Here is a 24,964-nt window from a genome sequence, read left to right as displayed (position 1 = left end):
CGTCAAACCACGTACCATTTATCCAGGAAATGCGGCCTGCGGCCGAAGAAAGGCCAGCTATAGGCCATCGTATGTATCAAACGTAAGGAAAAATGGAGAACAAACTTTAAGGTCGTGTTTTCCGTGTCTGGGGACGAGGCGGCATAACATGGTGCAAGTAATTTGGATGGTGCTTTCGGTTCTCGCGCTCTTCAGCGTCGGGTATCTGGGCTACTCCCGGTACCTCGCGCGGTTCGTCGAACTCGACGACGAGCGCGAGACGCCAGCACACAAGTATGAAGACGGGCAGGAGTACGTACCGGCGAAGAAGCCGGTGCTACTGGGGCATCACTATTCGAGTATCGCGGGCGGGGCACCCATCGTGGGCCCGATTACGGCGGGCGTAGTGTGGGGCTGGGTGCCTGCGCTCCTGTGGATCGCCATCGGGAACCCCCTGATGGGGTCGGTCCACGACTTCGTGTCGCTGTCGAGCAGTCTCCGACACGAAGGGAAGTCTATCGGGTACATCATCGGCGAGTACGTCGGCGAACGCGGCAAGAACATGCTGCTGTGGTTCGCGTTCCTGACCATCATCCTCGTCGTGGCGGTGTTCGCGCTGGTGGTAGCCATCGTGTTCAACGCCTTCCCGCAGGCGGCGACTGCGAGCCTCGTGTACATCGCGCTCGCGTTCGTGTTCGGCGTCTACCTCTACCAGCTCAACCTCCCGTTCCTCCTCGGAACGGTAGTGTTCGTCGCTGGCGTGTTCGGCGGGGTCTTCGCGGGCATCGAGTATCCGCTCGCGCTGTTCCCGGCCGGTGCGGACGCGACGTACCCTGCAGGTACGACGGTGCTGTTCGAGGGCGGACAGTGGATTCCCGGGGCGTCGAGCCTCGGCGTGAACACCGCGGCGTGGGTGCCGATAGTCATCGTCTACGGCGGGTTGGCGAGCGCGCTCCCGGTGTGGATGCTGCTCCAACCTCGCGACTACCTGTCGTCGTTCCTGCTGTACACCGGCGTCGGCGGCGCGCTGCTGGCCATCATCGTCGGAACGATATTCGGCACGTCGTCGCAACCTCTCGAAATCCAACTCGCTTCGTACAAGGGCTTCATGGGCGCGACGGGGACGCCGCTGTTCCCGCTACTGTTCATCACCATCGCGTGCGGGACGATTAGCGGATTCCACTCGCTGGTCTCTTCGGGGACCACTGCGAAGCAGTTGCACAAGGAGTCCGACGCTCGGACCATCGGGTACGGCGGAATGCTCGGCGAGGGACTGCTGGCGACGGTGGCGCTCGCGACGGTGGCCATCGTCGCGCCCGACGTGGGCAGCGGCATCGGCCTCGCGCTCCCGACGTTCGCGAGCGGTGGCGGCATCATCCTCACGTCGTTCGGCATCCCGACTTCGTTCGGCGCCCCGTTCATGGCGCTGGTGCTCGTCAGTTTCCTGCTGACCTCGACCGACACCGCGGTTCGACTCGGTCGATACATGATCGAGGAGATCGTCGGCACCGACGCGTCCGGCGTCGGCGAGGTCGCCAAAAATCGCTACGCCAACGCCGCGATACAGGGCGTCCCGGCGTACATCCTCATCACCAGCGGGTCGTGGCTCACCCTCTGGCAGTTGTTCGGCGGCGCGAACCAGTTGCTCGCGGCGCTCGCGCTACTGACCGCCACGGTCTGGCTGGCGAACTGGGACGACTCGAAACAGCTCATCTCGACCGGCGTTCCGATGGCGCTGATGGGGTCCATCACCGTCCTCGGACTGGGGTGGCTCGCGTTCCACGACAACCTCTACGTCAAGTTCATCCAGAGCAGTCCGGCCGAGATGACGATAGCCCAGACGCTGTCGGCCATCACGCAGATGGTACTCGCGCTGGTGCTCATCGGACTGGCGCTATCTCTGATTCGGATGGGTTACAGGAACATCCAGCAGGTCCGCGGTGCCCGCGGAACGCCGGTCGCGGACGGCGGCGAACCAGACGGCGACTGACCGAACCGGCGACCGACACCGACCGAGCTTTTCGTCTTTCTTTTTTCGACCCGCGATGGAATTACCCGCGAATCGCGGAGACGAGTCGCGTCAACAGCCCCGACCGTTCTTCGGCCACGTCGGTCCACGTTCGGAACGCGGTCGCCACGTCGGCGTTCCGACTCTCGACCACTTCCTCGCGGTCGGGGGCGGCGACTAGGAGGTTCACCTCGTAGTGGCCGTAGTAGCCGAACTTGAGGAGGGTTCGGTCGCGGAAGTCGGCGACGTGCTCCCGCACCGCGTCGGGAATCTCGGGGACGACGACGCCGAAGGTGAACTCGGTGCCGTAGTGTTCCTCGTCGGGGTCTATCCACTCGTCGGCGAGTTCGTGGCCGAGTTCGACCAGTTCGTCGAGGTCGGCCCGCGATATCGTCTCGGCACGCCGGACGAACAGATGCTCCCGGGCCTCGTAGTTGGCGTAGTTGACCGACGGGTGGAGGAAGTGCTTCTGGGACTCCAGTCGGAGTTCGCCGTACATGGTGAACGCCCGGCCGCGAACCGCGTGGTCCTTTTCGAGGTCGTAGTTGAACATCAGGCGGTCGCTCACCCGGTCGACGTACTCGTCGTCCCAGTCGGGCACGTCGTCGGCGACGTCTGCATCGTCGGGAACGTTCGCGTCGTCGGGGAGTTGGGCGTCCTCGGGGGCTCGGGAGTCGGCGGTCTCGTCGCTCATGAGTCGGGTTCGTAGGCGTGAACGTCCTCGACCGACGGGGCGCCGAGGACGAGCGTCCGGACCGTCTCGGAGGCGTCCGCGGGGACGAACGCCCGCTGGGGGCTGTCCGGTTCCACGACGAAGACGTTGCCCTCGGGGACGACCTGCTCGCCCTCGGGCGTCTCGACGTGGAGTTCGCCCGACTCGACGTAGAAGACCTCCTCCTGGTCGTCGTGGTAGTGGTACGCCAGTGGAATCTGCTCGCCGGGTTCGACCTCGTAGAGGTTGAGCGCGGCGTTCTCCAACCCTGCGGCGTCCCCCACCGCGCGCTGGACGCACGGCCGGTCGGGCGTTGGTTCGACCGTTTCGGGGTCGATGACGTGGTATCCCATGTGAGACCACTGTTCGCAGTGGGTTAAAACTCCTCGGACGAAGAGGGGACTCGGTTCCGGTACTGTCCTGTCCACCCGTCAGTGGATAGGAAACTACAGACACGTCACCGTCGCTCTCTTCGTCTAACGAGATAGACACTCACTACCGCCGAAACCTTAATAATCCGGACACACAATCACCGTGCAAGTGGCCAGCATGGACGACAAACGAACCGAGGCGTGCGGTCGGTGTTCAATGACCTCCGTCGTCTCGATGACGACGGACGGCGAGGACGGCGAACGCGCCGGGCGAAACCCCTTCGACGGGGACCGTATCGAGGTGTCCGAGGCCGAGATGCAGGCAGTCAACAGGCACCAGGTTTGGCTCGGCCGAGTCAAGCGTCGTCTCGACGAGGTGGCGACTCGCTTGACGTACGGTCGCTAGTCGCACGACGGGTATCGCCCGACAAGCGTATATCAGAGCCGAACTAGGAGAATCCCAATGGAAGAGAGCGTTTCTGGTTTCAAGCTCCGCGGGACGTGGGGCGACATCGTCGAACACGGCGAGCGCATCACCGAGGCACTCCGCGAGGCCGACGTGTCCGGCGACGCCTACGAGGAGTGGGACGAGTGGCGTCCCAAGCACCACGAGCGACTCGGCGAGGACGTGTCCGAGAAGACCGCCGAGCAGGCGTCGGTCGGCGAAGGCAAAGGCGAGAAGAAGGGCAAGACGCCCGACGACGACCTCAAGACCGCGGGCGAGAAGATCAGCGAGTCCTACGAGAAGCTCGAAGAGGAGAAAACCGACGAGGCGGTCGATAGCTGGCAGGACTCGGTCAGCTACGTCGCGCGCGCGGCCGACTCAGCGAGTCGGAAGGCCCTGCGGAAGGTCGAGGACACCGTCTACCAGAAGGTGATGACCCAGCTCGCGCCCTACTACTTCGACAACGACCTCATCAGCGCCAACGTCCAGCAGGTCGGCCGCGGCGACGGCGAAGAGGAGTTCGTCTTCGAGGTCAACATCAACGACGACAACCTCAAGCAGAAGGTCAGCGAGAAACTGTCGGACTACGAGGACGAGGTCAACCGCTGGCACGTCGCTACCGAGAAGCACACCGACACCGCCGAGGCCGCCGAGGGCGTCGAAGCGCCGGAGGAACCCGAAGAGCCACACTCGAAAACGACCTGACCCGAGTACGAAAGTCGGTACACTATTCTATCGTCGGTGATTGGTTCGCATTATGGTCGGGAGCGGCGTCGTAACGTTGGTAATCGCAGGCATCGCCAGCCTCTTCATGGCGTGGGCTATCGGCGCAGGGTCGTCGGGGTCGACACCGTTCGCACCCGCGGTCGGTGCGAACGCGATTTCGGTGATGCGGGCCGGATTCTTCGTCGGTTTGCTCGGCTTCCTCGGAGCGGTGATGCAGGGTGCGAACGTCTCGGAAGCCGTGGGCACGGAGCTCATCGGCGGGGTCCAGCTCACTGCCATCGCGGCGACGACGGGACTGCTCGTGGCGGCCATACTGGTCGCCATCGGCGTGTTCACGGGCTACCCCATCGCCACGGCGTTCACCGTCACGGGAGCCATCGTGGGCGTGGGACTGGCGATGGGTGGCGACCCGGCGTGGGCGAAGTACCGCCAGATTTCGGCGCTGTGGATCCTGACGCCGTTCGTCGGTAGTTCCATCGCCTACTCCACCGCGAAACTCCTCCGCTCGGAGCGCACCGCCGAGCGAGTCGTCATCCCACTCCTTGGCGGCGTCGTCGGTCTCATCATCGCCAACATCGAGTTCGTCGTGTTAGGGCCGCCCGACGTGAGCCAGTCTATCGCCGAAGCTGCGGCGAATGCGCTGGCGTTGCCGCCGGTCGCGGGAGTCGAAGTCGGGTACGTTCTCGTCTCGCTCGGCGTCGGCGGACTCGTCGCCGGAGTTCTCGGGTGGGACGTACACCGGAATCTCGAAGCCGGACAGCGCCACTTCCTGCTCGCGCTCGGGAGCCTCGTCGCCTTCTCGGCCGGCGGGTCGCAGGTCGGTCTCGCTATCGGGCCGCTGGTCCCGCTACTCGACCCGTTCGAGATTCCGCTCGTGCCGGTCCTCGTGGGCGGCGGTCTCGGCCTGCTCGCCGGGTCGTGGACCGGTGCACCCCGAATGATAAAGGCCATCGCGCAGGACTACTCGGCGCTGGGCCCGCGGCGCTCCATCGCCGCGCTCATTCCCTCGTTCGCCATCGCGCAGGTCGCCGTCCTCTACGGGATTCCCGTCTCGTTCAACGAGATCATCGTGAGTGCAATCGTAGGGAGCGGCTACGCCGCGGAGGGAAGCGGCGTCAGTCGTGAGAAGATGGTCTACACCGTGCTGGCGTGGCTCGCGTCGTTGGCGTTGGCAATCGGCGTCGGGTACGGCGTCTTCACGCTCATCGAGATGGTCGGATAGCCGGACTGGCCCAAAAGCTCGACTTCTCCGACGTTTTTACCGCACGAAGTGCAACTGGTAACACGGTGAAATCACCGAATTCGGAGCGGGATTTGGAAGGAACGCGATTCTACATCGGGCCGAAGTGGTTCGTGAAGTTCGTTCGTCGTCGCCTCGAAAGTCGTCCGAGCAACGAGAACCGGTAGCTACCCCTCGGTTTCGACGCCCTCTTCCAACTCGGCTTCCGATTTGCCCTCGCTCTCGGCGCGTTCCTGCTCGTCTAACTTGGTCACGCGGGCCTTCATGATGCGCGTGTTCTCGACCTGTTCGACGTGGAGGCGCACGCCGTCGTAGGTGATGTCCTCGCCCTCTTCGACCAGTCGGCCAGCGCGGTTGAAGATGAACCCGGCGATGGTCTCGAACTCCTCGCCTTCAGGCAGTTCGATGTCCAGCGCCTCGTTGACCTCGTCGATGTTGAGTTCGCCCTGCACGATGATGGTCTCGTCGTCCACGTACTCGATGGGTTCCTCCTCCTCGCCTTCGAGGATGTCGCCGACGATCTCCTCCACCATGTCCTCCATGGTGACGAGTCCCTCGGTTGTCCCGAACTCGTCGATGACGATGACCATCTGCATCCGGTTCTCGCGCATCTCGGTCAAGAGTTCGTCGACGTTCTTGCTCTCGGGGACGTGGAGGGTCGGCTGAATCACGTCGTCGAGTTCGAGTTCGTCGTGTTCGCCGTAGGTCTGTTCCCGAACCAGGTCGCGGATGTGGATGACGCCGATGACGTTGTCGAGGCTTCCCTCGTAGACCGGGACGCGTTCGTGGCCGCTTTGGACCAGCGTCTGGATGGCATCTTCGACGCTCGCGGTCTTGGGCACCGCGGTCATGTCGAGACGCGGGGTCATCACCTCCTTGGCGATGGTGTTGTTGAACCGGAAGATGCGCTGGAGCATCTCGCGCTCGTCCTCTTCGAGGACGCCCTCGCGTTCGCCGGTCTCTATCATGTCCTGAATCTCGTCGCGGGTCACGTAGGAGGTCTCGATGGCCGACCGACCGCCCGTCACCTTGTTGACGACTCTCGTGAGGTAGTCGAAGAGGACGACCAGCGGGAGCAGCGCGTACTCGGAGTACTTCAGCGGTTTAGCGATGCGAAGCGCCCACGATTCGGTGTTCTCGACCGCGTAGGACTTCGGCGCGCTTTCGCCGAACAGGAGAACGAGAGCGGTGATTCCGAAGGTGGCGACCGCCACGGCCTGCCCCTGGTTGAGGTGGAGCGCGAGGACCCCCGTGGCGATGGACGACATGGCGATGTTGACGATGTTGTTCCCGACGAGAATCGTCACGAGCAGTCGGTGCGGGTCCGACTTGAGTTCGTCGACGGTCTCGGCTCCGGGTACCTTGTCCTCGACCAGCGAGTTGATGCGGTGGTTCGCCAGCGAGAACATGGCGATCTCCGAGGACGAGAAGAATCCCGAGAGGCCGATGAGGAGGACGATGACCAACGCACCGCCCCACGTGATCATCGCCTCCGAAATCGGGATACCCAACACTTGCGCTATCGGGGTCGGTCCCACAGACGCGACCGTAGACATCGGGAATGGCACCATTCGACAACCCAACTTGAAAGTGGACGGGATTAACTCTTTATTCTTTTCCTCCGATATCAGCGACCGACAACTGGATTTCGGAGATTTCGGACCGGACTCGGCGACTGCCGCGAGCGAAGACCTTACGGCTACTTCGCGCCAATACGTGCCTATGAGCCAGCCAGCTACCGGTGACCCCGCCATCACACTGTACCGCTTGCAGGCGTGTCCGTACTGCGAGCGCGTGGTGCGGAAGCTACAGGAGTACGACCTCGACTACCGGTCGCGGTTCGTCGAACCGATGCACAGCGACCGCAACGTCGTCAAGCGGATCTCGGGCAAGCGGACCGTCCCGGCCATCGAGGACGAGAACACCGGCGTCACGATGAGCGAGAGCGCCAACATCGTGGAGTATCTGGAGAACACGTACGGTGCGCGAGGGGGTGCCGAGTAATGGTCGACTTCGAAGTCGTCGAACTCCCCGACGCAGACCACGTCGCGGAGGGCGACACCGCGCCGGACTTCACCCGACCGCTGGTCAACGACGAGTACTGGGAGGACGCCTCGCTGTCGGACCTGACCGAGGAGGGGCCGGTCCTGCTCGTCTTCTTCACGATGGACGGGGCGTTCCCCGCGACGTACATGTGGAACGAAATTCGGGACCGGGCGTGGGGTAGCGAGGCAAGCGATCACGAACTCACCGTCGTCGGCCTCTCCATCTCGGACCCGTACGCCCACAAGCAACTCGTCGAGGAGCGCGAGATGGACTACCGACTGTTCAGCGACCCACAGAACGACGTCGCCGAGGAGTACGGTATCGTCAACGATTTGGACGGGATGGCGGGCGTGAGCGAACCCCGGCCCGCCGTCTTCCTGCTCGGCGAGGACCGAACCGTCGAGTACGCGTGGGTCGCCGAGGAGTGGCCCGACTTCCCGGATTACGACGAGGTCGAGACAGCCATCGAATCGAACTAACAACACTGCAGTCCGCGACTCCGACGTACCGTTCGGGAATCGTCCCGTCGGTTTACGGCGAGGGGCGCGGGAGCTACACCCACGACGCGTTCGACGAATGTGCCCGGCGGCTACGACGACGGAATTCGCGTCCAGACCGGATTCGCCAAGAACTACGGCATCGGTTCGTTCTGACGGACCACCACCCTTTTTCTCCGGAAGCGCCTGACGACTACGTGATGAGCGACACGGGTCCAACAGAAATCGAGCGCGCGGCGACCGCGATTCGTGACGGCGAACTCGTCGTCTATCCGACCGAGACGGTCTACGGACTCGGCGCGAACGCACTGAGCGAGGAGGCTATCGAGCGCGTCTTCGAGGCGAAGCGCCGGTCGCGCGACGACCCCGTCTCGTTGGCGGTCCCCGACGTGGAGTCGGCGCTGGAGTACGTCCACGCGACCGACCGAGAGGAACGTTTCGTGCGGGAGTTTCTGCCCGGACCGGTGACGGTTCTCTGCCGGAAGCGCGAGTGCGTCCCGGACGTCCTGACCGGAGGCCGCGAGCGCGTCGGGGTGCGCGTGCCAGACCACGAGGTCGCGCTCGACCTCCTGCGCGAGGTCGCGCCCGTCACGAGTACGAGCGCGAACGTGAGCGGGCGACCCAGCGCGACCCGCGTGGCCGACCTCGACGACGAGATTCGAGACGCCGCGTCGATGGTTCTCGACGGTGGCGAGACCGGTGGTACCGGAAGCACCGTCGTCGACGTCGAGTCGGGCGAGATACACCGCCGCGGCGCGAACGCCGACGAGGTGGCGGCGTGGCTACGCGGGTGACGTTCGACGGTCGGACGCTCGACGCGGACGGTCTTCAGCGACTCAGGAAGGGTTCGCCTCTCGGAATCTGGAACCGACGGCGGACAGACGCGCGTAGGCAGTGATTACACTGTTTTAGGAGAGTGTCAGACGGACGGCGGCGGGGTGCGACGGTGGAATCAGGCGGGACATAACAAAGGAAGGGTAGGTTTACCGTAGCAGTAGGGATAGACAATGTCGGTCGCAACCAACGATGCGAACTCGGAGATACTGTATCGAACGTACCACGACCGAAACCGTGACGGCCCTATCAGCGACGCCGTCGTCGAGGCGCTGGCCGTGGTCGAGAACGTCGAACCGGAGGATCTGGACGTGCGACTGTACGACAGCGTGGACGGCGACGCGCTCGACTCGCTGTACCGGACGACGGCCGAGCGCTCCGAACGACTCAGCGTCACGTTCACTATCGCCGCCTACGAGGTGGAAGTAGCGGACGACGGCCAGGTCGTCGTCCGGGAGCGAGCCGACGACTGGAAACAGGACTGCGGTAATCCGGCGTCACGATAGCGAACGCTGTCCGGGACTCGGCCGTGGCGGCTCGTGGAGTCGGCCACGACGACCTCCCTACGCCGGGGTTCGGCGTTCAGAATCCGAGTAGCGACTTCAGCGACCGCGTTTTCACCCCACATTCGGTACGGTACTCGCAGGCCTCGCACTTCGCGTTACTCCGGAGCCGCGGCGGCGGACCGTCTAGCGACCGGACGGCGCCGACCGCGGTCCGGTAGGCCGCCTTCCGACGAGTGCCGACGTGGATTTCTCGAACCACGCCGTGGGCGGGATACTCCACGAACGCGCGTTCGACCGACTCGCCGGACTCCCACGAGAGCGCCTTCGCCGCGGCGACGGCCCGGACCGTCTGTGGTTCCCAGACGCCCTGTTCCGGTGGGTCGCCGGTGTAGACCATCGCGGGCGTGGGAACGTCGAGCGAGAGGACCTTGTGGACGATTCCCCGACAGTCCTTGCCCTCGGTCGAGCGCTCGCTCGGGTCTCGGATAGCGGGCCACTCCTCGGAGAACCGTCTGCGGGCGTAGTCGAGATTCGACCGGAACTCGGCCGGACCGACCGCCAGCGGTAGGTCGGCGAGTCGCTCGTCGGGGCCGTCCAGTAGGTCGCCGTATCGGAACGCGAGGTCGCGGCGCTCGGCCACCTCTTCTGGAACTTCGAGGTCGTCACGCCGTCAGTAGTAGAGTTTTCGAGGGCAGTACGTCGCGGTTTCGAGTTCGCCGAACGGAATCTTCGACACGCGAATGGTTCGTCCCGTTCTCGAATATAAACTTCAGCAAACTATATATTTGTTAAGAAAATAATATTATTTCTTTCGGAAACGTACAGCTAGCGAGCCGTCCACGGCCAGCGAGCGACCGAGTGAAACGAGGGAGCGGACGCTCGGCGAAACCAGCGATACAAACGCTCGGCAAGCCGACAACCCGAGCGCTCGGTAAACCTAGCAACCCGGGACCAGCATCCGCGCGAGCGAAGCGAGCGCGGTTCGCTGTGAGCGCGGTTCACCGCAAGCGAGGAGCGGAAGCGACCGACCGAGCGGCCCTTTTTTGGTCCAGATTTTTTCGAGGAGGGTGCCACAGGGCGAGCGACGCGGTGCGTCGCTCGCCCGAGGACACCCGACGAAAAAAGGTGGTCTAAAAGGAGACGTTCGTCTCCATGCCCTCGGTGGCGTCGTCCAGTCCGTCCTCTTGAACGCCTTCGGTCATCCGGTCGGAGAGTTCCCGGTCCTGGAGGACGTTCTCGAACTCGTTGCGGAACTGGTCGTTGACGGTGCGGCGTTCCTGCTGGGTCTCGACGACCCGGCGATAGCGCCGCACGGTCGATTCGCTCACGTCGAGTTCGTCGGCGCACTCGGCGGACGAGGCCCCCGAATCGAGGAGGTCGCGCAACTCCTCGACGTCGAACGGTGCGTCCGAGTCGGCGTCGCGGATGAGATGCAGGTCGATACGAGCGCGCGAGACGGTCTTGCCGAGCGAGGCGTCCCCGAGTTCCCGGGCGATTTCGGCGTCCGAGTCGCCCGCGTAGAAGCCACGAACCACGGTCACGAGTTCCTCGTCCGAGAGCGTCGTCCCGAAGTCGTAACGGTCGCGCATTCGGGCGACGACCTCTTGGAGGCGCTCCTCGACCGCCGTCTCCGAATGCAGAGACCCGTGGGTCTCCTCCTGCTGTTCGGTGACGGTGGATTCGTCGGTGACATCCATGAAGATGTCCCGGAGTTCCTCTGTCTTCTCGTCCATTATCGATGTGGGTGGGTCGTGATGGTGATACAAAAATTTGTCGGCAACGATGACGGACCGCGCACGAGCGTCGTCAACCGAAGAATTCTTTCCGGTTGACGGTCCACGACCGAACATGAGTACCGACACGGCCTCGGTCGAACTGGTCGGCGAAGAGACGGTCGAGAACGTCGCGCGTGCGGCCCTGCTGGCCGCGCTCACCGGCGCGTTCGCCTACGTCTCGTTCCCGAACCCCTTCTCGCCAGCACCGGTCAGCCTCCAAGTGCTGGGCGTCTTCCTCGCCGGTATCCTGCTCGGACCGGTCTGGGGCGGCGTCTCGATGGCGCTGTACCTCGTCGCCGGAGCGGTCGGCGCACCGATCTTCGCGGGCGGGTCTGCAGGCGTCGGCGCACTGCTCGGCCCGACCGGGGGTTACCTCTGGTCGTACCCCGTCGCGGCGTTCGCAATCGGCGCGGTCGTCCACGGCGGTCTCCGACTCCGAAACCCGGTTCCCCGGGGGATTCCGCGACTGGTCGGCGCGATGGTCGTCGGCACCGTCGTCATCTACGCCTTCGGCGTAGTCGGCTTCTCGCTGGTCCTCAACATGACCCTGAAGAAGGCGTTCCTCACGGCCGCGGTGGCGTTCGTCCCGGCCGAGGCGTTCAAGATGGCGGCCGCAATCGGCGTCGTCCGGAGCGACCAGATAGCCGCCGAATAGTGACCCGCCGAGTAGCGACCCGACGACCCACGAGGACGACCGGATGATAGAAACCCGCGAACTGGTCCACCGATACGGCGACGAGAACGGCCCGGCCGCGGTCGACGGCGTCTCGCTGTCGATTCCGGACGGCGAGTTCGTCCTGCTGGCGGGCGCGAACGGGTCGGGCAAGACCACGCTCGTCCGTCACTTCGACGGTCTACTTGAACCCGACGAGGGCGAGGTTCTGGTGGACGGCACGCCGGTCTCCGAAGATTTGGTGGCCGCCCGGACCCGAGTCGGGATGGTGTTCCAGCAACCCCGCGACGGCTTCGTCGCGGCCACGGTCGGCGCGGACGTGGCCTTCGGCCCCGAGAATCTGGGCCTGTCCCACGAGGAAATCGACCGCCGGGTCGGCGAAGCCCTCGCGGCGGTGAACATGGCCGGTCGCCGAGACGAGCGCATCGACGGTCTCTCGGGCGGCGAGCGCGAGCGCGTGGCGATTGCCGGAGCGCTGGCGATGGACCCCGACCACCTCGTCCTGGACGAACCCTTCACCGGTTTGGACGCTCCGGCCCGCGAGTCGGTGGTCGAACAACTTCGCGCGCTCGGGGAGTCGGGCACGGGCGTCGTCCTCGTGACTCACGACCTCCGGGACGCCTTCGAACTCGCCGACCGGATCGTCGCGCTCGCGGACGGGCAGGTGGCCGTGGACGCCGCGCCCGCAGACGCCCGCGACCGACTCCCGGACCTCGGGATTCGGGTTCCACCACTGGAAGCGACCGGGCAGGAGGCCACCGAGCGACCGTGACCCTCGGTTACCGGCCGGGCGACTCGCTGGCCCACCGACTCGACCCCCGGACCAAACTGGCGTTTCAGGTCGCGTTCGCGGCCGCGGCGTTCGCGCACACGAACCCGCGCGGCCTGCTCGCGCTGACGGCGGTCGCACTCGTTACGCTTCGGGCGTCGAGCGTCACCGCACGCGAGACACTGGTCGAGTACCGCTTCGTCTTCCCGTTTCTGGTAGCGGGGCCCCTTATTTCGGCGGTGACGCTCGGACCGCCGTGGCTTCGATTGGGACGGGGGTTCGAGAGCCTGCTGGCGAGCTATCGCGTCGTCCTCGTCCTGCTCGTGAGCGCGGCCTACCTCCGGACGACCCCCGTCCGAGACTCTCGGGCCGCGGTTCAGCGCCTCGTACCCGGAAAGGCCGGGCGGTTGCTCGGTACGGGGGTCGGTTTCGTCTTCCGATTTCTGCCCGTCTTGCAGGCCGACCTGCGTCGGATTCGTGACGCGTCGGCGGCCCGACTCGGCGACCAGCGAGGACTGGTCGAGCGAATGCGACTCGTCGGCGTCTCGGGGCTGGCGCGGGCGCTCTCGCGGGCGGACAGGTTCGCGCTGGCGCTCCGGGCGCGGTGTTTCGCGTGGAATCCGACGCTTCCCCCGCTGTCGTTCTCGCGGGCCGACTTGCCGGTGGCGGTAGCGAGCCTCGCGCTACTGGCGTGGGCGCTCGTCTGAACGATAAACTCCGAGTCCGTTTTCGGCCGGGGAAGCGGCCTGAGTCGGTAAAACTTAAGCGAATCCTGTTCCCCGTGTAAGACATGGCAAGATTTGTGCTGGCGCAGGCGGGGTCCGAGGTCACCCGCCCGACGTTCTGGAAGATCGGCCACCTGGGCGAGGCCATCTTCTACTACCTCTCGGCGGTGGCGATAGCCATCTTCCTCGTCGGGGCCTACCAGCGGTTCTCGACATACGCGCAGGGGACCGACTCGTGGTTCGACCGCCTCGACGACCTGCCGGGCCGTATCGCTTCCGCAACGAAAATCGTCTTCTCGAACCAGAAGCAGTTCGACCGCGACCTCTACGCGGGCCTGATGCACGCGTTCGTCTTCTGGGGCTTCCTGACCCTGCTCATCGGGACGACGATTCTCGCCATCGACATGGATATCTGGACGAAGGCGCTCGGCCAGCCATCCTTCTTCGAGGGCGCGTTCTACCTCTCGTACTCGCTGGTGATGGACGCGATGGGCCTGCTGTTCGTGGTCGGCGTCGGCATGGCTATCTACCGGCGCTACTGGGTTCGAGAGGGTCGGCTCTGGGGCAAACACACCTCGACCGAGGACGACCTGTTCGTCTGGACGCTCTTCCTGCTCGGAGTCGGCGGCTACGTCACCGAGGGCGTCCGCATCCTCGGCACGAGCGCGACCCGCGACGTGTCGTTCGAGACGGTCAGTTTCGTCGGGTGGTTCGTCTACGACGTGCTGGTGGTCGCGGGCGTGACACCGGAGATGGCGACTGCGGCCTATCCCGTGGTCTGGTGGTCCCACGCGATTCTCGCGCTGGCGTTCGTCGCCGCGATTCCGTACGCCAAGCCGTTCCACATGATCTCGTCGTTCGCCAACGTCGTCACCCGCGACGAGAAAGCGGGCAAGCGACTTCCGGGCGTGCCCGACGACGCCAGCCCCGAGGAGATCGGCCACGGCTCTATCGAGGACTTCTCGTGGAAGGAACTGCTCGACCACGACGCCTGCACCAAGTGCGGTCGGTGTTCGTCGGTCTGCCCCGCGAAGGCCGCGGACCGACCGCTCGACCCCCGCGACGTGATTCTCGACCTGAAGCAGTACCGCGAGGATCTGGAGGCCGGGCGAACCGAGGAGAAGCCCATCATCGCCGACGGCGGCGCGTCGGTCATCGACAGCGAGACGATGGAGTCCTGCATGTCCTGTATGGCCTGTATGGACGCCTGCCCGGTCGAAATCGAACACGTCGAGCAGTTCACGCAGATGAACCGCCGACTCACCGAGTCGGGCCAGATGGACGCCAACGTCCAAGACACGATGATGAACGTGTTCCAGAACGGCAACACGTTCGGCGAACCCCAGCGCAAGCGTCCCGACTGGGCCGACGAACTCGACTTCGAGATTCCCGACGCCCGCGACGAGTCGGTCGAGTACCTCTGGTACGTCGGCGACTACCCGAGTTTCGACGACCGGAATCGGAAGGTCGCGCGGTCGCTGGCGACCATCCTCGAAGAGTCCGGCGTCGATTACGGGATTCTCTACGAGGACGAACAGGCCGACGGCAACGACGTGCGCCGAGTCGGCGAGGAGGGCCTCTACGAGATGCTGGTGGAGGACAACGCCGAGGCGATTCGGGACTGCGACTACGACAAGATCGTCTGCACCGACCCCCACAGCTACAACACCTTCAAGAACGAGTATCCGGAGTTCGAGGAGTGCGAGTGGACCGAAGATGACGTGTTCCACTACACGCAGGTGGTCGAGAACCTGTTCCGGGAACTCGGTCTCTCGGGAACCGAACTCGACTACACCGTCACCTACCACGACCCCTGCCACCTCGGCCGGTACAACGACGAGTACGAGGCCCCGCGGGAAATCGTGAAAGCGACGGGGTGCGAACTCGACGAGATGCCCCGCAACCGCGAGGACTCGTTCTGCTGTGGCGGCGGCGGGGGCGGTCTCTGGATGGACTTCGAGGAGGACCCCAAGCCGAGCGAGGAGCGTCTCCGCGAAGCCCTCGAAGACACCGACGCCGGAAGTCGAGTCGAGAAGTTCGTCGTCGCCTGCCCGATGTGCATGACGATGTACGAGGACGGCCGGAAGACCGGCGGCTACGAGGACGATATCGAAATCGTGGACGTGTCGGAGTTGTTGGTCGAGGCTATCGGCCAGAAAGAGCGCACGCAGGTCGCAGCGGACTGACCGCGGTCCGACCGTCTCGTCTGACAGCTTTTCGGGGGACGATTTCGGAGCAGTAGCTACGAAGCGAGTCGAGACGCCGAAAAGCGACGACTGCCGCACCCATCGCGGCAGCGGCGCGCTCGCGTGGATTTCAAAGCATGGCACGCGATGAAGTCGGCACGCGAGCGCGAGTCATCCTACGGCCCGAGAGTTGTTAGGTCTGACGCCTCTCAGTTCGGAGAAAACGCGACGGGGTAGCGCGACGAGTTGTAGCGAGTCCCGGTGCGTCGGGCCGACAAAAGGAACCTCGGTGAGGCCCGGCGAGACGCGACGAGGCCCGAGTTCAGAGGAATCCGAGGAAGCCGAGTTCGACCGCGTAGAGCGCCGCGGCCGCGAGCCACGTCTGGAAAATCAACGTGCCGAGCGCCGAGAGGACGACGAACTCCCAGTCGTCCATGTCCGCGAACCCCGCGGGAACCGTGAGCATCCCGCGAGTGAACAGCAGGGCGTTGCTGACCGGGACGATGACACGGCCCCAGCGCTCGAACCACCCGTCGAAGCGGTCGAGTTGGTCCTCGTCGATGCGGAACCAGCGCTTTTCGAGCAGGTACTCCCGGCCGCCGCGCTTGGCCAGCAGGAAGAGGGCGTACTGGCCGATGGTCGCGCCGACCACCGCGACGCCGATGACCGCCGCGATGGAGGCGTAGTCGGTCGCCGACTCCGCCAGCAAGGTCACGCCGAGGGGGACGAGGCTCTCGCTCGGCGCGAAGTAGAGCAACATCGCGCCCTCCAGGATGAGGATACAGAAGAGCGCGAGCAGGCCGTACTGGTCGAGCCACTGCCTCGCGAGTTCCTCGTTCCCGATGAAGAACAGACCGACGCCGACCACCGCCGCGAGGACGATGCCGACCGTGAGCAAGAGCAGACCGTTGTCGGCGAAGAACTCCCGGACTGCGCCGGGTTCGGTCGCGTTCGACAGCAACACGCCTGCGACGAGTACCGCGACTCCGAGCGCGACTGGGGCGTCGGAAGCGACGAGAGCGAGCGGGGACAGCATTCGTGACTGTCGTATCGACTGGCGGTACTAAATGCGTTGTGACCCTGGGCGAGTAGACGGCCGCGAGCGACGCGGTTTTGACGAGCGCGCCGCAAGAACCGATATGGAGCTCACCGACCGGCCCCGCCGTCTCCGGCGGGACGGAATCCGCGAGATGGTCAGCGAGACCGACGTGGACGCCAGCGACCTCATCGCGCCCGTCTTCGTCGACGCGACGACCGACGAGCGCGTGCCCATCGAGACGATGCCCGGCCACGAGCGCGTACCCGTCGAAGAGAGCGTCGCGCGCGTCGAGGAAGTACTCGAAACCGGCGTCGAGGCGGTCATGATCTTCGGAATTCCAGAGTCGAAGGACGAGCAGGGTACTCGCGCGTGGGCCGAAGACGGCGTGGTACAGGAAGCGACCCGGCGCGTGACCCGGGAGACCGACGCCTACGTGATTACCGACGTGTGTCTCTGCGAGTACACGAGTCACGGACACTGCGGGGTGCTGGAAGACGGCGCGGGCGAGAGTCGTGGCGAAGGGAACGCACGGCTGACGGTGCGGAACGACGAGACCCTCGACCTGCTCGGCAAAATCGCAACTTCCCACGCCGCGGCGGGCGCGGACATGGTCGCACCCTCCGGGATGATGGACGGGATGGTCGGAGCGATCCGGGAGTCGCTCGACGCCGCGGACTTCTCGGACGTGCCCATCATGAGCTACGCCGCCAAGTACGAGTCGGCGTTCTACGGTCCCTTCCGGGACGCCGCCGACGGCGCGCCAGCGTTCGGCGACCGGCGGCACTATCAGATGGACCCCGCGAACGCCCGTGAGGCCCTGCGCGAGGTCCGACTCGACGTCGAACAGGGCGCGGACGTGCTGATGGTCAAGCCCGCGCTTCCGTACCTCGACGTCGTGAGCGACATCCGCGAGGAGTTCGACCATCCCGTCGCGGCGTACAACGTCTCGGGCGAGTACGCGATGCTCCACGCCGCGAGCGAGAAGGGGTGGCTGGAGTTGGAGGAGGTGGCGATGGAGTCGCTGGTGTCGATAAAGCGGGCCGGGGCCGACCTGATCCTCACGTACTTCGCGGAGGACGTCGCTGACTCGCTGTAAGCCGGCGGTCGGCTAGTTAGCAATATTTGTATTTCTATAGAGCATGTAGATGTTACTTTAGACATTACTTATATTTCTCTACCTAGCTCGTGTCGGGCGCACCGCCGACCGCTTCGTCCGCACCCGTCCCGCGAAGTCCACCCCACGAACGTCCGAAAACCGAACCAGCGAGCGTCCAGTTTCTGGACGGAATACAACCTTAAATACGTATTATCCGATTTTAAATCGGACGACCGTCTACTGCAGACTCTGTATTCTGTAAATTCTCAACGCTTATCCTTATGTACTGCTTTGCCGTCACAATATATCGTGACGCAGAAGACGAACCAAGAAGAATTCGAGATTTTCCTGAACAGTTGTCCAGACGATTTGGTAGAGCTCCCGGAGGAGGGAGAAGAATGATAGGCGCGCCGTTGCAGATAGACCCCAGTTCGGTAGCCAGCGGGGTCAACAACGTCTGGGTCCTGACCGTGACCTTCCTCATCTTCTTCATGCACGCTGGCTTCGCCATGCTGGAGGCGGGGCAGGTCCGGTCGAAGAACGTCGCCAACCAGTTGACCAAGAACATGCTGACGTGGAGCGTCGGCGTGCTGGTCTACTTCCTCGTCGGCGCGGGCGTCTCGTCGGTGGTCGGCGGGGCCGCCGACCCGTTCGCCTACGTCTCGGGCGGGTCGGACTCGTGGATAGGTTGGCTGTTCGGCGCGGTGTTCGCCATGACCGCGGCGACCATCGTCTCGGGCGCTATCGCGGGCCGGGCGAAGCTTCGGGCCTACGTGACCTACACCGTCCTCCTGTCGGCGGTCGTCTACCCCGTCGTCGTCGGATTCACGTGGGCGGGCGGCTTCCTGACCGAAATCGGGCCGGGCTTTCAGGACTTCGCAGGCGGAGTCGTCGTCCACGGCATGGGCGGTATCGCGGGCCTGACCGCGGCGTGGATTCTCGGCCCGCGGATGGACCGCTACAACGACGACGGGTCGGTCAACGTCATTCCGGGCCACTCGGTGACGTTCGCGGTCCTCGGGACGCTCATCCTCTGTTTCGGCTGGTACGGCTTCAACGTCGGCACGGCCGCGAGCGTCTTCCTCGTCGAGAACGGCGAACTCGTCCTCGGCGCGTTCGGCGACACGGTGGGTCGCGTGGCGCTGACCACCACGCTCGGTATGGCCGCGGGCGCAATCGGCGCGAGTACCGTCTCGCTGGTCAAGACGAAGAAAGTCGATACCCTCTACGTCGCAAACGGGATGCTCGCCGGACTCGTGAGCATCACTAGCAACACCAACGCAATCACGTGGACCGGCGCGCTGGTCGTCGGCCTGCTCGCGGGCGGCCAACTTCCGATAGTCTTCGAGTTCGTCGAGCGGAAGCTCAAGATAGACGACGTGTGCGCGGTCTTCCCGGTTCACGGCTCGGCGGGCGTCCTCGGGGCGCTCGCGTTCCCCTTCTTCGCCGTTCCGGGCTACGAGGTGAGTTTCGTCACGCAGGCCATCGGCGTCGGCATCATCGCGCTGTGGACGGTCAGCGCGACCGGCCTCATCTTCGGCGTTCTGAAACTCCTCGGGCAGGCCCGCGTCAGCACCGAACACGAGCGCGAGGGTCTCGACATCGCGGAGCACGGCGTGGACACCTACCCCGAGTTCGGCCGCCCCGACGTGTCCGAGGGGAGCGCGGTCCGGACCGACGGGGCCGGAGGACTGCGCGCCGACGGTACGGGCGACCTCCCCAACGCGGGCGGAATCAAGATGGTCACGGCCGTCGTCCGGCCCGACCGCCTCAGCGACGTGAAGACCGCCCTCGCGCAGGTCGGCGCGCCGAGCCTCACGGTCACGAACGTCTCGGGCAGAGGGAGTCAGCCGGCGAAGACCGGCCAGTGGCGCGGCGAGGAGTACACCGTGGACCTCCACCAGAAGGTGAAAGTCGAGTGCGTGGTCGCGGACGTGCCCGCCGACGAGGTGGTCGAGGCCATCCGCGAGGCCGCCGACACCGGCGAACCCGGCGACGGCAAAATCTTCGTGATCCCGGTCGAGGACGCCTGTCAGGTCCGGACCGGCGTCCGCGGGACCGAAGCGGTGTAATCGCGGCCCGCGCTGGCGGCCCTTCGACGCTTTCCACTCCTCTCGTCGTTCCAATTCCGGCCGACGTCTCCCCGAAACGGCCAAAGTATATCCTGTCCCGGTAGAAATACCCGATATGGAAGAGGAACGGACGACCGCCCGGTCCACGAACCGCTCTCCCGGCGACGACGAGCGCCCGCCTCGTGACGAACCTAACACCCTGATGAACGCCGTCGTCGGTGCCATCGTCACCGTCGTGACCGCCCCGCTCCTTCCCTTCGCCGCCATCGTCGGCGGCGGGGTCGCGGGCTACCTCCAGCGGGGCGACTTCGCCGAGGGCGCGAAGGTTGGCGCCATCGCTGGCGCGATAGCGACCGTCCCGGCGTTCCTCTTCGCGTGGGCCGTCGTCGGGTTCGTCCTGCTCGGTGGCGACCCACTCCTCGCGCTGAGCAGTCTCTTCGCTATCTTCCTCTTCGTCGTCGTCGCCCTCTACCTCGTCGGTGCCGGGGCCCTCGGCGGCGCGCTCGCGGTGTACCTCCGACGGGAACTCTGAGGTCGCCAGTTCGTCGGCTATCTCACCGCGGGGGCGACGCGGAACGTCACCACGGGAACAGCGGCGCGAGTCGGAGCGCGACCTCCGAGGCCGCGAGTTCGTCGCCGTCCTCGCCGTAGGTCATCGTCGGGTGCGGCCCGAACGAGGTGGCGTGGTCGAGGTACTGCTCGTACCCCGACCTCGTGTGCGGGGAGAACGGCGACCGGAGGTCCTGCTCTTCGAGCGTCCACTGGCCGAACCGCTCGTTGACGTTCTCGTTCTCCCGCCACTCGCCGCCGGAGAGCCGACTCCCCGGCTCGAACTCGGTCTCGTCGCGCTTGTCCGCCTCGACGTAGAGGTAGTGTTTCGGGTAGCGACTGGCGTCCCAGACCCGGGCGAGCGTCGTCCCGTCGGCCATCACCGCCAGCTCGAGGAAGGTGTACATGTTCGGCGGTTGGACGACGAAGGCGGGCACCGTCTCCACGTCCATGCCGGTGGTTTCGAGGAACTCGACCGGGCCGAGTTCGTAGAACTTCTCCCGCATGATTTCGACGTACGTGTCGCTCCCGCCGAGGACGACGGAGGCGCGCACGCCCTCGACGCCGTCTACCTCCTCGCGGACCGCCTCGCTCTCGAATCGCTTGTCTTCCACGTCGGCGCGAAGCTTGGACTTCCCGTCGAACCAGTCGAGATCGTCGCGTTCGATGATGTCCCGAACGACGTTCTCCTCGCCCTGCTGGCCCTCGACCCCGACGTAGGGCGGTTTCTCGTCCGCGTTCGTCCCGAACTGCACGCTCGAATCGACGACGGACTGGCCGTCGCGCGTCGAGAACGAGAGTTCGATGCGGTTCTTCAGTCGGTACTGTCGGAGTCCCTCGTCGTACTCGGGGAGGTGCTTTCGCATCTCCTCGACCTCCGCGAGGTCGTCGGGGAGGTCGGTCACCTGGTCGGCGACGAACCACGCGTCGAGGCTCTTGCCGCCGTAGTCGGGCATCGCGCTGTCGAGGTCGTCGCCGCCGTTCGCGCTGTCCTCGCTCCCTCCGGGGAGGAGCGTGATGGTCGTCGCAGACGTCGAACGCTCGACCATCAGGACCACCCGCCTCCGAGTTTCACCTCGGTGTCCGCGATCGCGAGCGAGAACCTGTCTTCGGCCAAAATATCGAACCGGTACGGTTCGGTCTCGTCGCCCGCGAAGACGAACCGACCCTCCTCGCGGGTCTCGGACTCGGCAGTCACCTCGGTCCGGACGTAGGGACCGTGGTCGAACTGGAGTTCCCGAAACGTCGCGGCGAGACGTGCGCTGGCGACGGAATCGCGGGAGGCGGTCGCCCGGACGTCGTCGAAGACGACCTCGCCGTGGAAGGCGAAGTCGTCGCCCGACGAGTCGCGGTCGGGGTCGAAATCGAGGTCGCAGTCGGAGTCGGAGTCGGGGGCGCAGTCGGCCGGATACCACTCCAGTTCCAGCACGGAAACCGCGTCGAGGAGTCCCGAATCCACGTCGCTGGCGTCCCAGTAGATGCGCCCAGGCGCGGCCTGCCGGACCGTCACCGGGTCGGAGGCCGCGACCGGTTCGGGGTCGGAGTCGCCGTCGAGCAGGTCCGCCGGGCGGTAGAGGCGGAACCGGAACGCGACGGGCGCGTCGGTGCCTTCGACCCGGCCCGGCGCGACGTCGGCGACGAAGTGCGGGCGAGTCGCCAGGTCGATACCTCCGACCGGCCGCGAAATCGCGGGGGCCGGGTCGCCGTCGACGGAGGAGGCGAGGGCGTACTCGCCTTCGGTCACTGCGGCCGGGCGGTCGCTTCGGGCGACTCTCGACAGCCGAATCGCACCGTCGGCCTGCCAGTCGTCCAGACCAGACTCGAACGTGCCGAGCGAGACGGCGTCCGTCGGACCGGTCGCGCTCGCGTCGGTGGTCGTCGCGGTCGCCGTGACCTCCTCGGCGGTCGCGGGGTTCGACCCGACCGACGCGAGGGCGGCCACGACGCCGGTTCCCGCGAACGCCGACAGCACTCCTCGGCGTGACGCCTGGACTGGCCTCTCTTTTTCTGACATCGTACGGAAGGATGAACGCAGTGGTCGCATGAATCTTTTCGCCGAACTGGGAGTCTGGTACAGTGTTGGGCGCTGACGGAGCGGGACGGCCGAGATCGACACGGCCGAATCCACGACGCAACTCGGCGAACTCCGCACCGACCGAGTCCTCGGCGCGGCCGGAACGGTCGGCGTTCGTGGGGCCCGCAGTCGGACAGACAGAAATCAACTTCACGCAGGAGTCCGAAGCCTCGGAGTATGCACGACGAACGCTCCCGCGAACTGTACGACCGGGCGCTCTCGGTCCTTCCCGGCGGCGTCAACTCACCCGTCAGAGCCGTCCGACCCTACCCCTTCTTCGTGGAAAGCGGTGACGGCGCACACGTCGTCGACGCCGACGGCAACAAGTACATCGACTACGTGATGGGCTACGGTCCGCTGCTTCTGGGCCACGACCTGCCCCAGGCGGTCGAATCGCGGATTCAGTCCCAGTTGGCCGACGGCCCGATGTACGGCGCACCCACCGAAGTCGAGGTCGAACTCGCCGAGTTCGTCGCCCGGCACGTCCAGAGCGTCGAGATGCTCCGGTTCGTCAACTCGGGTACCGAGGCGACCACCTCCGCGGTCAGACTCGCCCGCGGCTACACCGGCCGGGACAAAATCGTCGTCATGCAGGGCGGCTACCACGGCGCGCAGGAATCGACGCTCGTGGAGGGCAAGACCGGCGGCACGGGGTCGCCCAGTTCCGCCGGGATTCCCGAGGCCTTCGCCGAGGAGACCATCACGGTCCCGTTCAACGACGAGCAGGCGGTCCGCGAGGTGTTCGAGGAGCGCGGCGACGAGATCGCGGCCGTCCTCGCCGAGCCGATTCTGGGCAACTGCGCCTCCGTCGGTCCGGTCGAGGGCTACCTCGACGCCCTGCGAGACGTGACCGACGACCACGGCGCGCTCCTGATCTTCGACGAGGTGATGACCGGGTTCCGCGTCGGGGGGCTTCAGTGCGCCCAGGGCAAGTTCGGTGTCACGCCCGACCTGACCACCTTCGCCAAGGTCATCGGCGGCGGTTTCCCGGTCGGAGCCATCGGCGGCCCCGCCGAAATCATGGAGTCGTTCACGCCCACGGGCGACGTGTTCCAGGCCGGGACCTACTCGGGCCACCCGCTGTCGCTCACCGCGGGTCTCGAGATGCTCCGGTACGCGGCCAAGAACGACGTGTACGACCACCTCAGCGACCTCGGAGACCAGTTGCGGTCGGGACTGACCGACATCCTCGAAGACGAGGCCCCGGCGTACACCGTCACGGGCTACGACAGCATGTTCAAGGTCGTCTTCACGCGCGACGGCCCGCGCGACCTGTCGGGCCAGTGCGAGGCCGGATGCCGACAGGACCCCGACTGCCCCCGGTTCGACTACTGCCCGAAGAGCAAGGCCGACGTGAACGCCGCCGAAACCGAGCGATGGGAGCGACTCTTCTGGCCCGCGATGCGCGATCAGGGCGTCTTCCTGACCGCCAACCAGTACGAATCCCAGTTCCTCAGCTACGCCCACACCGAGGAGGACGTCGAGGAGACGCTGGAGGCGTACAAGGAAGTGCTGTAGCGCGGTCCGGGACGGACTTGGGTCGAGCTACGGTCCGGAGTAGTCCACTTTCCCCTCTTGTTCGGTCGTCTCGACGGCGTAGAGTCGCTCGTACGGGAGGTGTAGATAGCTCCCGTCTTCGCGCTGAACCCGGACGCCGCGGACCTTGCCGGAGTCCGAAATCTTCCCGGCGTCCGTCTCCACCGTTTCGACCCCGTCGGGGACGTCATAGGTGATTCGCGCCATCTCCTCGAACTGGGTGCGCCAATTCCATAAGGATGGTTGCCACGAGGGGACGACCGCATGCGACACGGGTTTAGGGACCGCGCCCTCAACTCCGACCATGAGCAGTGAACGGGCGAAAAGCGGACGCGTCCGACGCCGTCGCTCGAACCACTGGTACTGGGTGGCCGCCATCCCCGCGGCCTTCCTCCTCTGGCTTGCGACCCTCGCGTGGCTGGCGCTGGCCTCCTCGTGGGAGGCGTTCGGATTCGGTGCGAACACGGTCGAACTCTCGCTGGTCCCGCTCGGAATTCCGTTCGTCTTCCTGACGGCCTACTTCCCGCTGGCGGTCTACCGGGACGCCGACTACGTGAACCGGACGAGCGGGAAGTGGGCACCGGAACCCAAGCAACAGGCGCTCGTGGCCGCGCTGGGACTTGTCGTCCTCGTTCTCGTCGGCGTTGCGTCGGTGTTTCTCGGACTTCCGCCGACGCTACCGGTCGTCGCCGGGTTCGTGGTCAGCGTCCCCTTCGCGGCGCACTACCTGTATCAGCGCCACGAACACGTCGGGACGCCCGACGTTCCGTGGTGACGCCGGAGCTAATCGGTAAATCAGTTCGACGACCGCGTGTTTGTGTTGGAGATACGGTCGCTTCTCCTTGCCCGCCTCCTCGAAGTCCACGACGCCGTGCTCTGCCAGGACCTTGAGGTCACGGCTCACTCGACCTTTGTCGCGTTCGACGCGGCGAGCGAGATCCCGAACCGACTCGGCCGTCTCGTCCGTGAGGACCGTGACGAGTTCGCGGCGCTTCGGCGTGAGAACGCGCTCGGCACTCTCGTGACTCGGCACCTGTACGTCGGTCGTTCCGCCACGAGCCAACGTGCGGGCCGAACTGGCGGCGATACGCCCGACTGTACGAGGA

At 65.4% G+C, this 24,964-nt stretch carries 27 protein-coding genes; 17 read left to right on the top strand and 10 right to left on the bottom strand.

Annotated elements, in window-relative coordinates; all coding sequences use genetic code 11:
- Nucleotides 1-148: 148 nt before the first annotated feature.
- On the top strand, nucleotides 149-1,969 hold the full coding sequence (locus E2484_RS04970) for a carbon starvation CstA family protein (protein ID WP_137284137.1): 1,821 nt from the start codon (nucleotides 149-151) through the stop codon (nucleotides 1,967-1,969).
- Nucleotides 1,970-2,030: 61 nt separating this feature from the next.
- Here E2484_RS04970 and E2484_RS04965 read toward each other — a convergent pair whose 3' ends face one another.
- Both E2484_RS04965 and E2484_RS04960 read right to left on the bottom strand, forming a co-directional pair.
- Nucleotides 2,031-2,681, bottom strand: a complete 651-nt coding sequence (locus tag E2484_RS04965) for a hypothetical protein (protein ID WP_137284136.1) — start codon at nucleotides 2,679-2,681, stop codon at nucleotides 2,031-2,033.
- Nucleotides 2,678-3,052: a cupin domain-containing protein gene (locus tag E2484_RS04960; RefSeq protein WP_137284135.1), complete on the bottom strand. Its 375-nt coding sequence runs from the start codon at nucleotides 3,050-3,052 to the stop codon at nucleotides 2,678-2,680. The genes E2484_RS04965 and E2484_RS04960 overlap by 4 nt, the downstream gene beginning before the upstream one ends.
- Nucleotides 3,053-3,287: 235 nt before the next feature.
- Here E2484_RS04960 and E2484_RS04955 point away from each other — a divergent pair, with 235 nt between their 5' ends.
- The 3 genes from E2484_RS04955 to E2484_RS04945 are packed head-to-tail and all read left to right on the top strand — an operon-like array spanning nucleotide 3,288 to nucleotide 5,463.
- On the top strand, nucleotides 3,288-3,476 hold the full coding sequence (locus E2484_RS04955) for a hypothetical protein (protein WP_321111855.1): 189 nt from the start codon (nucleotides 3,288-3,290) through the stop codon (nucleotides 3,474-3,476).
- Between the two features lie 57 nt (nucleotides 3,477-3,533).
- A complete protein-coding gene (locus E2484_RS04950; RefSeq protein WP_137284133.1) occupies nucleotides 3,534-4,220 on the top strand; it encodes a DUF5828 family protein in 687 nt (228 codons plus the stop codon).
- Nucleotides 4,221-4,272: 52 nt separating this feature from the next.
- A complete protein-coding gene (locus E2484_RS04945; RefSeq protein ID WP_137284132.1) occupies nucleotides 4,273-5,463 on the top strand; it encodes an inorganic phosphate transporter in 1,191 nt (396 codons plus the stop codon).
- A 185-nt stretch (nucleotides 5,464-5,648) separates the two neighbouring features.
- On the opposite strand, the gene E2484_RS04940 is transcribed toward E2484_RS04945, so the two are convergent.
- Nucleotides 5,649-7,037, bottom strand: coding sequence for a hemolysin family protein (locus E2484_RS04940; protein ID WP_137284131.1), 1,389 nt, complete (start codon nucleotides 7,035-7,037; stop codon nucleotides 5,649-5,651).
- Between the two features lie 166 nt (nucleotides 7,038-7,203).
- Between E2484_RS04940 and E2484_RS04935 the strand changes: the two genes are divergently transcribed.
- The 4 genes from E2484_RS04935 to E2484_RS04920 all read left to right on the top strand — a co-directional run bounded on the left by E2484_RS04935 (nucleotide 7,204) and on the right by E2484_RS04920 (nucleotide 9,364).
- Nucleotides 7,204-7,485, top strand: a complete 282-nt coding sequence (locus E2484_RS04935) for a glutathione S-transferase N-terminal domain-containing protein (protein WP_137284130.1) — start codon at nucleotides 7,204-7,206, stop codon at nucleotides 7,483-7,485.
- Nucleotides 7,485-8,006, top strand: a complete 522-nt coding sequence (locus E2484_RS04930; protein WP_137284129.1) for a redoxin domain-containing protein — start codon at nucleotides 7,485-7,487, stop codon at nucleotides 8,004-8,006. The genes E2484_RS04935 and E2484_RS04930 overlap by 1 nt, the downstream gene beginning before the upstream one ends.
- A gap of 218 nt (nucleotides 8,007-8,224) precedes the next feature.
- Entirely contained in the window at nucleotides 8,225-8,818 is a 594-nt protein-coding gene (locus tag E2484_RS04925) for an L-threonylcarbamoyladenylate synthase (protein ID WP_137284128.1), read from the top strand.
- A gap of 213 nt (nucleotides 8,819-9,031) precedes the next feature.
- Nucleotides 9,032-9,364, top strand: coding sequence for a HalOD1 output domain-containing protein (locus E2484_RS04920; protein WP_137284127.1), 333 nt, complete (start codon nucleotides 9,032-9,034; stop codon nucleotides 9,362-9,364).
- Nucleotides 9,365-9,440: 76 nt separating this feature from the next.
- On the opposite strand, the gene E2484_RS04915 is transcribed toward E2484_RS04920, so the two are convergent.
- On the bottom strand, nucleotides 9,441-10,004 hold the full coding sequence (locus E2484_RS04915) for a CRISPR-associated protein Cas4 (RefSeq protein ID WP_321111851.1): 564 nt from the start codon (nucleotides 10,002-10,004) through the stop codon (nucleotides 9,441-9,443).
- A gap of 490 nt (nucleotides 10,005-10,494) precedes the next feature.
- A complete protein-coding gene (locus E2484_RS04910; RefSeq protein WP_137284126.1) occupies nucleotides 10,495-11,097 on the bottom strand; it encodes a conditioned medium-induced protein 4 in 603 nt (200 codons plus the stop codon).
- Between the two features lie 115 nt (nucleotides 11,098-11,212).
- Here E2484_RS04910 and E2484_RS04905 point away from each other — a divergent pair, with 115 nt between their 5' ends.
- The 4 genes from E2484_RS04905 (at nucleotide 11,213) to E2484_RS04890 (ending at nucleotide 15,492) form a co-directional block, all read left to right on the top strand.
- Nucleotides 11,213-11,794, top strand: a complete 582-nt coding sequence (locus E2484_RS04905) for a biotin transporter BioY (RefSeq protein ID WP_137284125.1) — start codon at nucleotides 11,213-11,215, stop codon at nucleotides 11,792-11,794.
- Nucleotides 11,795-11,837: 43 nt separating this feature from the next.
- Nucleotides 11,838-12,584, top strand: a complete 747-nt coding sequence (locus tag E2484_RS04900) for an energy-coupling factor ABC transporter ATP-binding protein (RefSeq protein WP_137284124.1) — start codon at nucleotides 11,838-11,840, stop codon at nucleotides 12,582-12,584.
- The gene (locus E2484_RS04895; protein ID WP_137284123.1) at nucleotides 12,581-13,288 is read left to right on the top strand and encodes an energy-coupling factor transporter transmembrane component T family protein; all 708 of its coding nucleotides are present in this window, start codon (nucleotides 12,581-12,583) and stop codon (nucleotides 13,286-13,288) included. Before E2484_RS04900 ends, E2484_RS04895 begins: the two co-directional genes overlap by 4 nt.
- 83 nt (nucleotides 13,289-13,371) lie before the next feature.
- The gene (locus E2484_RS04890; protein ID WP_137284122.1) at nucleotides 13,372-15,492 is read left to right on the top strand and encodes a heterodisulfide reductase-related iron-sulfur binding cluster; all 2,121 of its coding nucleotides are present in this window, start codon (nucleotides 13,372-13,374) and stop codon (nucleotides 15,490-15,492) included.
- 322 nt (nucleotides 15,493-15,814) lie between these two features.
- Here the strand turns inward: E2484_RS04890 and E2484_RS04885 are convergent, their stop codons facing one another.
- A complete protein-coding gene (locus E2484_RS04885) occupies nucleotides 15,815-16,528 on the bottom strand; it encodes a DedA family protein (RefSeq protein WP_137284121.1) in 714 nt (237 codons plus the stop codon).
- 103 nt (nucleotides 16,529-16,631) lie between these two features.
- Here E2484_RS04885 and hemB point away from each other — a divergent pair, with 103 nt between their 5' ends.
- The 3 genes from hemB to E2484_RS04870 all read left to right on the top strand — a co-directional run bounded on the left by hemB (nucleotide 16,632) and on the right by E2484_RS04870 (nucleotide 20,231).
- The gene (gene hemB, locus E2484_RS04880) at nucleotides 16,632-17,627 is read left to right on the top strand and encodes a porphobilinogen synthase (protein WP_137284120.1); all 996 of its coding nucleotides are present in this window, start codon (nucleotides 16,632-16,634) and stop codon (nucleotides 17,625-17,627) included.
- A gap of 398 nt (nucleotides 17,628-18,025) precedes the next feature.
- Nucleotides 18,026-19,699 (top strand): ammonium transporter, encoded by a 1,674-nt coding sequence (locus tag E2484_RS04875; RefSeq protein ID WP_137284119.1) that lies wholly within the window; start codon nucleotides 18,026-18,028, stop codon nucleotides 19,697-19,699.
- A gap of 115 nt (nucleotides 19,700-19,814) precedes the next feature.
- Complete coding sequence (locus E2484_RS04870; protein WP_137284118.1) at nucleotides 19,815-20,231, top strand: DUF5518 domain-containing protein; 417 nt, start codon at nucleotides 19,815-19,817, stop codon at nucleotides 20,229-20,231.
- Between the two features lie 46 nt (nucleotides 20,232-20,277).
- Here E2484_RS04870 and E2484_RS04865 read toward each other — a convergent pair whose 3' ends face one another.
- Together E2484_RS04865 and E2484_RS04860 are read right to left on the bottom strand one after the other, a co-directional pair.
- Nucleotides 20,278-21,297: a hypothetical protein gene (locus E2484_RS04865; protein ID WP_137284117.1), complete on the bottom strand. Its 1,020-nt coding sequence runs from the start codon at nucleotides 21,295-21,297 to the stop codon at nucleotides 20,278-20,280.
- Nucleotides 21,297-22,262: a hypothetical protein gene (locus E2484_RS04860; protein WP_321111845.1), complete on the bottom strand. Its 966-nt coding sequence runs from the start codon at nucleotides 22,260-22,262 to the stop codon at nucleotides 21,297-21,299. The genes E2484_RS04865 and E2484_RS04860 overlap by 1 nt, the downstream gene beginning before the upstream one ends.
- A gap of 237 nt (nucleotides 22,263-22,499) precedes the next feature.
- Between E2484_RS04860 and hemL the strand changes: the two genes are divergently transcribed.
- Nucleotides 22,500-23,840, top strand: coding sequence for a glutamate-1-semialdehyde 2,1-aminomutase (gene hemL / locus E2484_RS04855; protein WP_137284116.1), 1,341 nt, complete (start codon nucleotides 22,500-22,502; stop codon nucleotides 23,838-23,840).
- A gap of 27 nt (nucleotides 23,841-23,867) precedes the next feature.
- On the opposite strand, the gene E2484_RS04850 is transcribed toward hemL, so the two are convergent.
- Nucleotides 23,868-24,065 (bottom strand): hypothetical protein, encoded by a 198-nt coding sequence (locus tag E2484_RS04850; protein WP_137284115.1) that lies wholly within the window; start codon nucleotides 24,063-24,065, stop codon nucleotides 23,868-23,870.
- Nucleotides 24,066-24,162: 97 nt separating this feature from the next.
- Here E2484_RS04850 and E2484_RS04845 point away from each other — a divergent pair, with 97 nt between their 5' ends.
- Nucleotides 24,163-24,633, top strand: coding sequence for a hypothetical protein (locus tag E2484_RS04845; RefSeq protein ID WP_137284114.1), 471 nt, complete (start codon nucleotides 24,163-24,165; stop codon nucleotides 24,631-24,633).
- Here E2484_RS04845 and E2484_RS04840 read toward each other — a convergent pair.
- Entirely contained in the window at nucleotides 24,535-24,891 is a 357-nt protein-coding gene (locus tag E2484_RS04840; RefSeq protein ID WP_321111842.1) for an HVO_A0114 family putative DNA-binding protein, read from the bottom strand. The two genes, E2484_RS04845 and E2484_RS04840, sit on opposite strands and share 99 nt — an antisense overlap.
- Nucleotides 24,892-24,964 lie beyond the last annotated feature (73 nt).

This window comes from Halorussus salinisoli, from assembly GCA_005239435.1.
In the GTDB taxonomy this organism is placed as follows: Archaea; Halobacteriota; Halobacteria; order Halobacteriales; family Haladaptataceae; genus Halorussus; species Halorussus salinisoli.
This window is presented reverse-complemented; position numbering and strand designations above follow the sequence as displayed.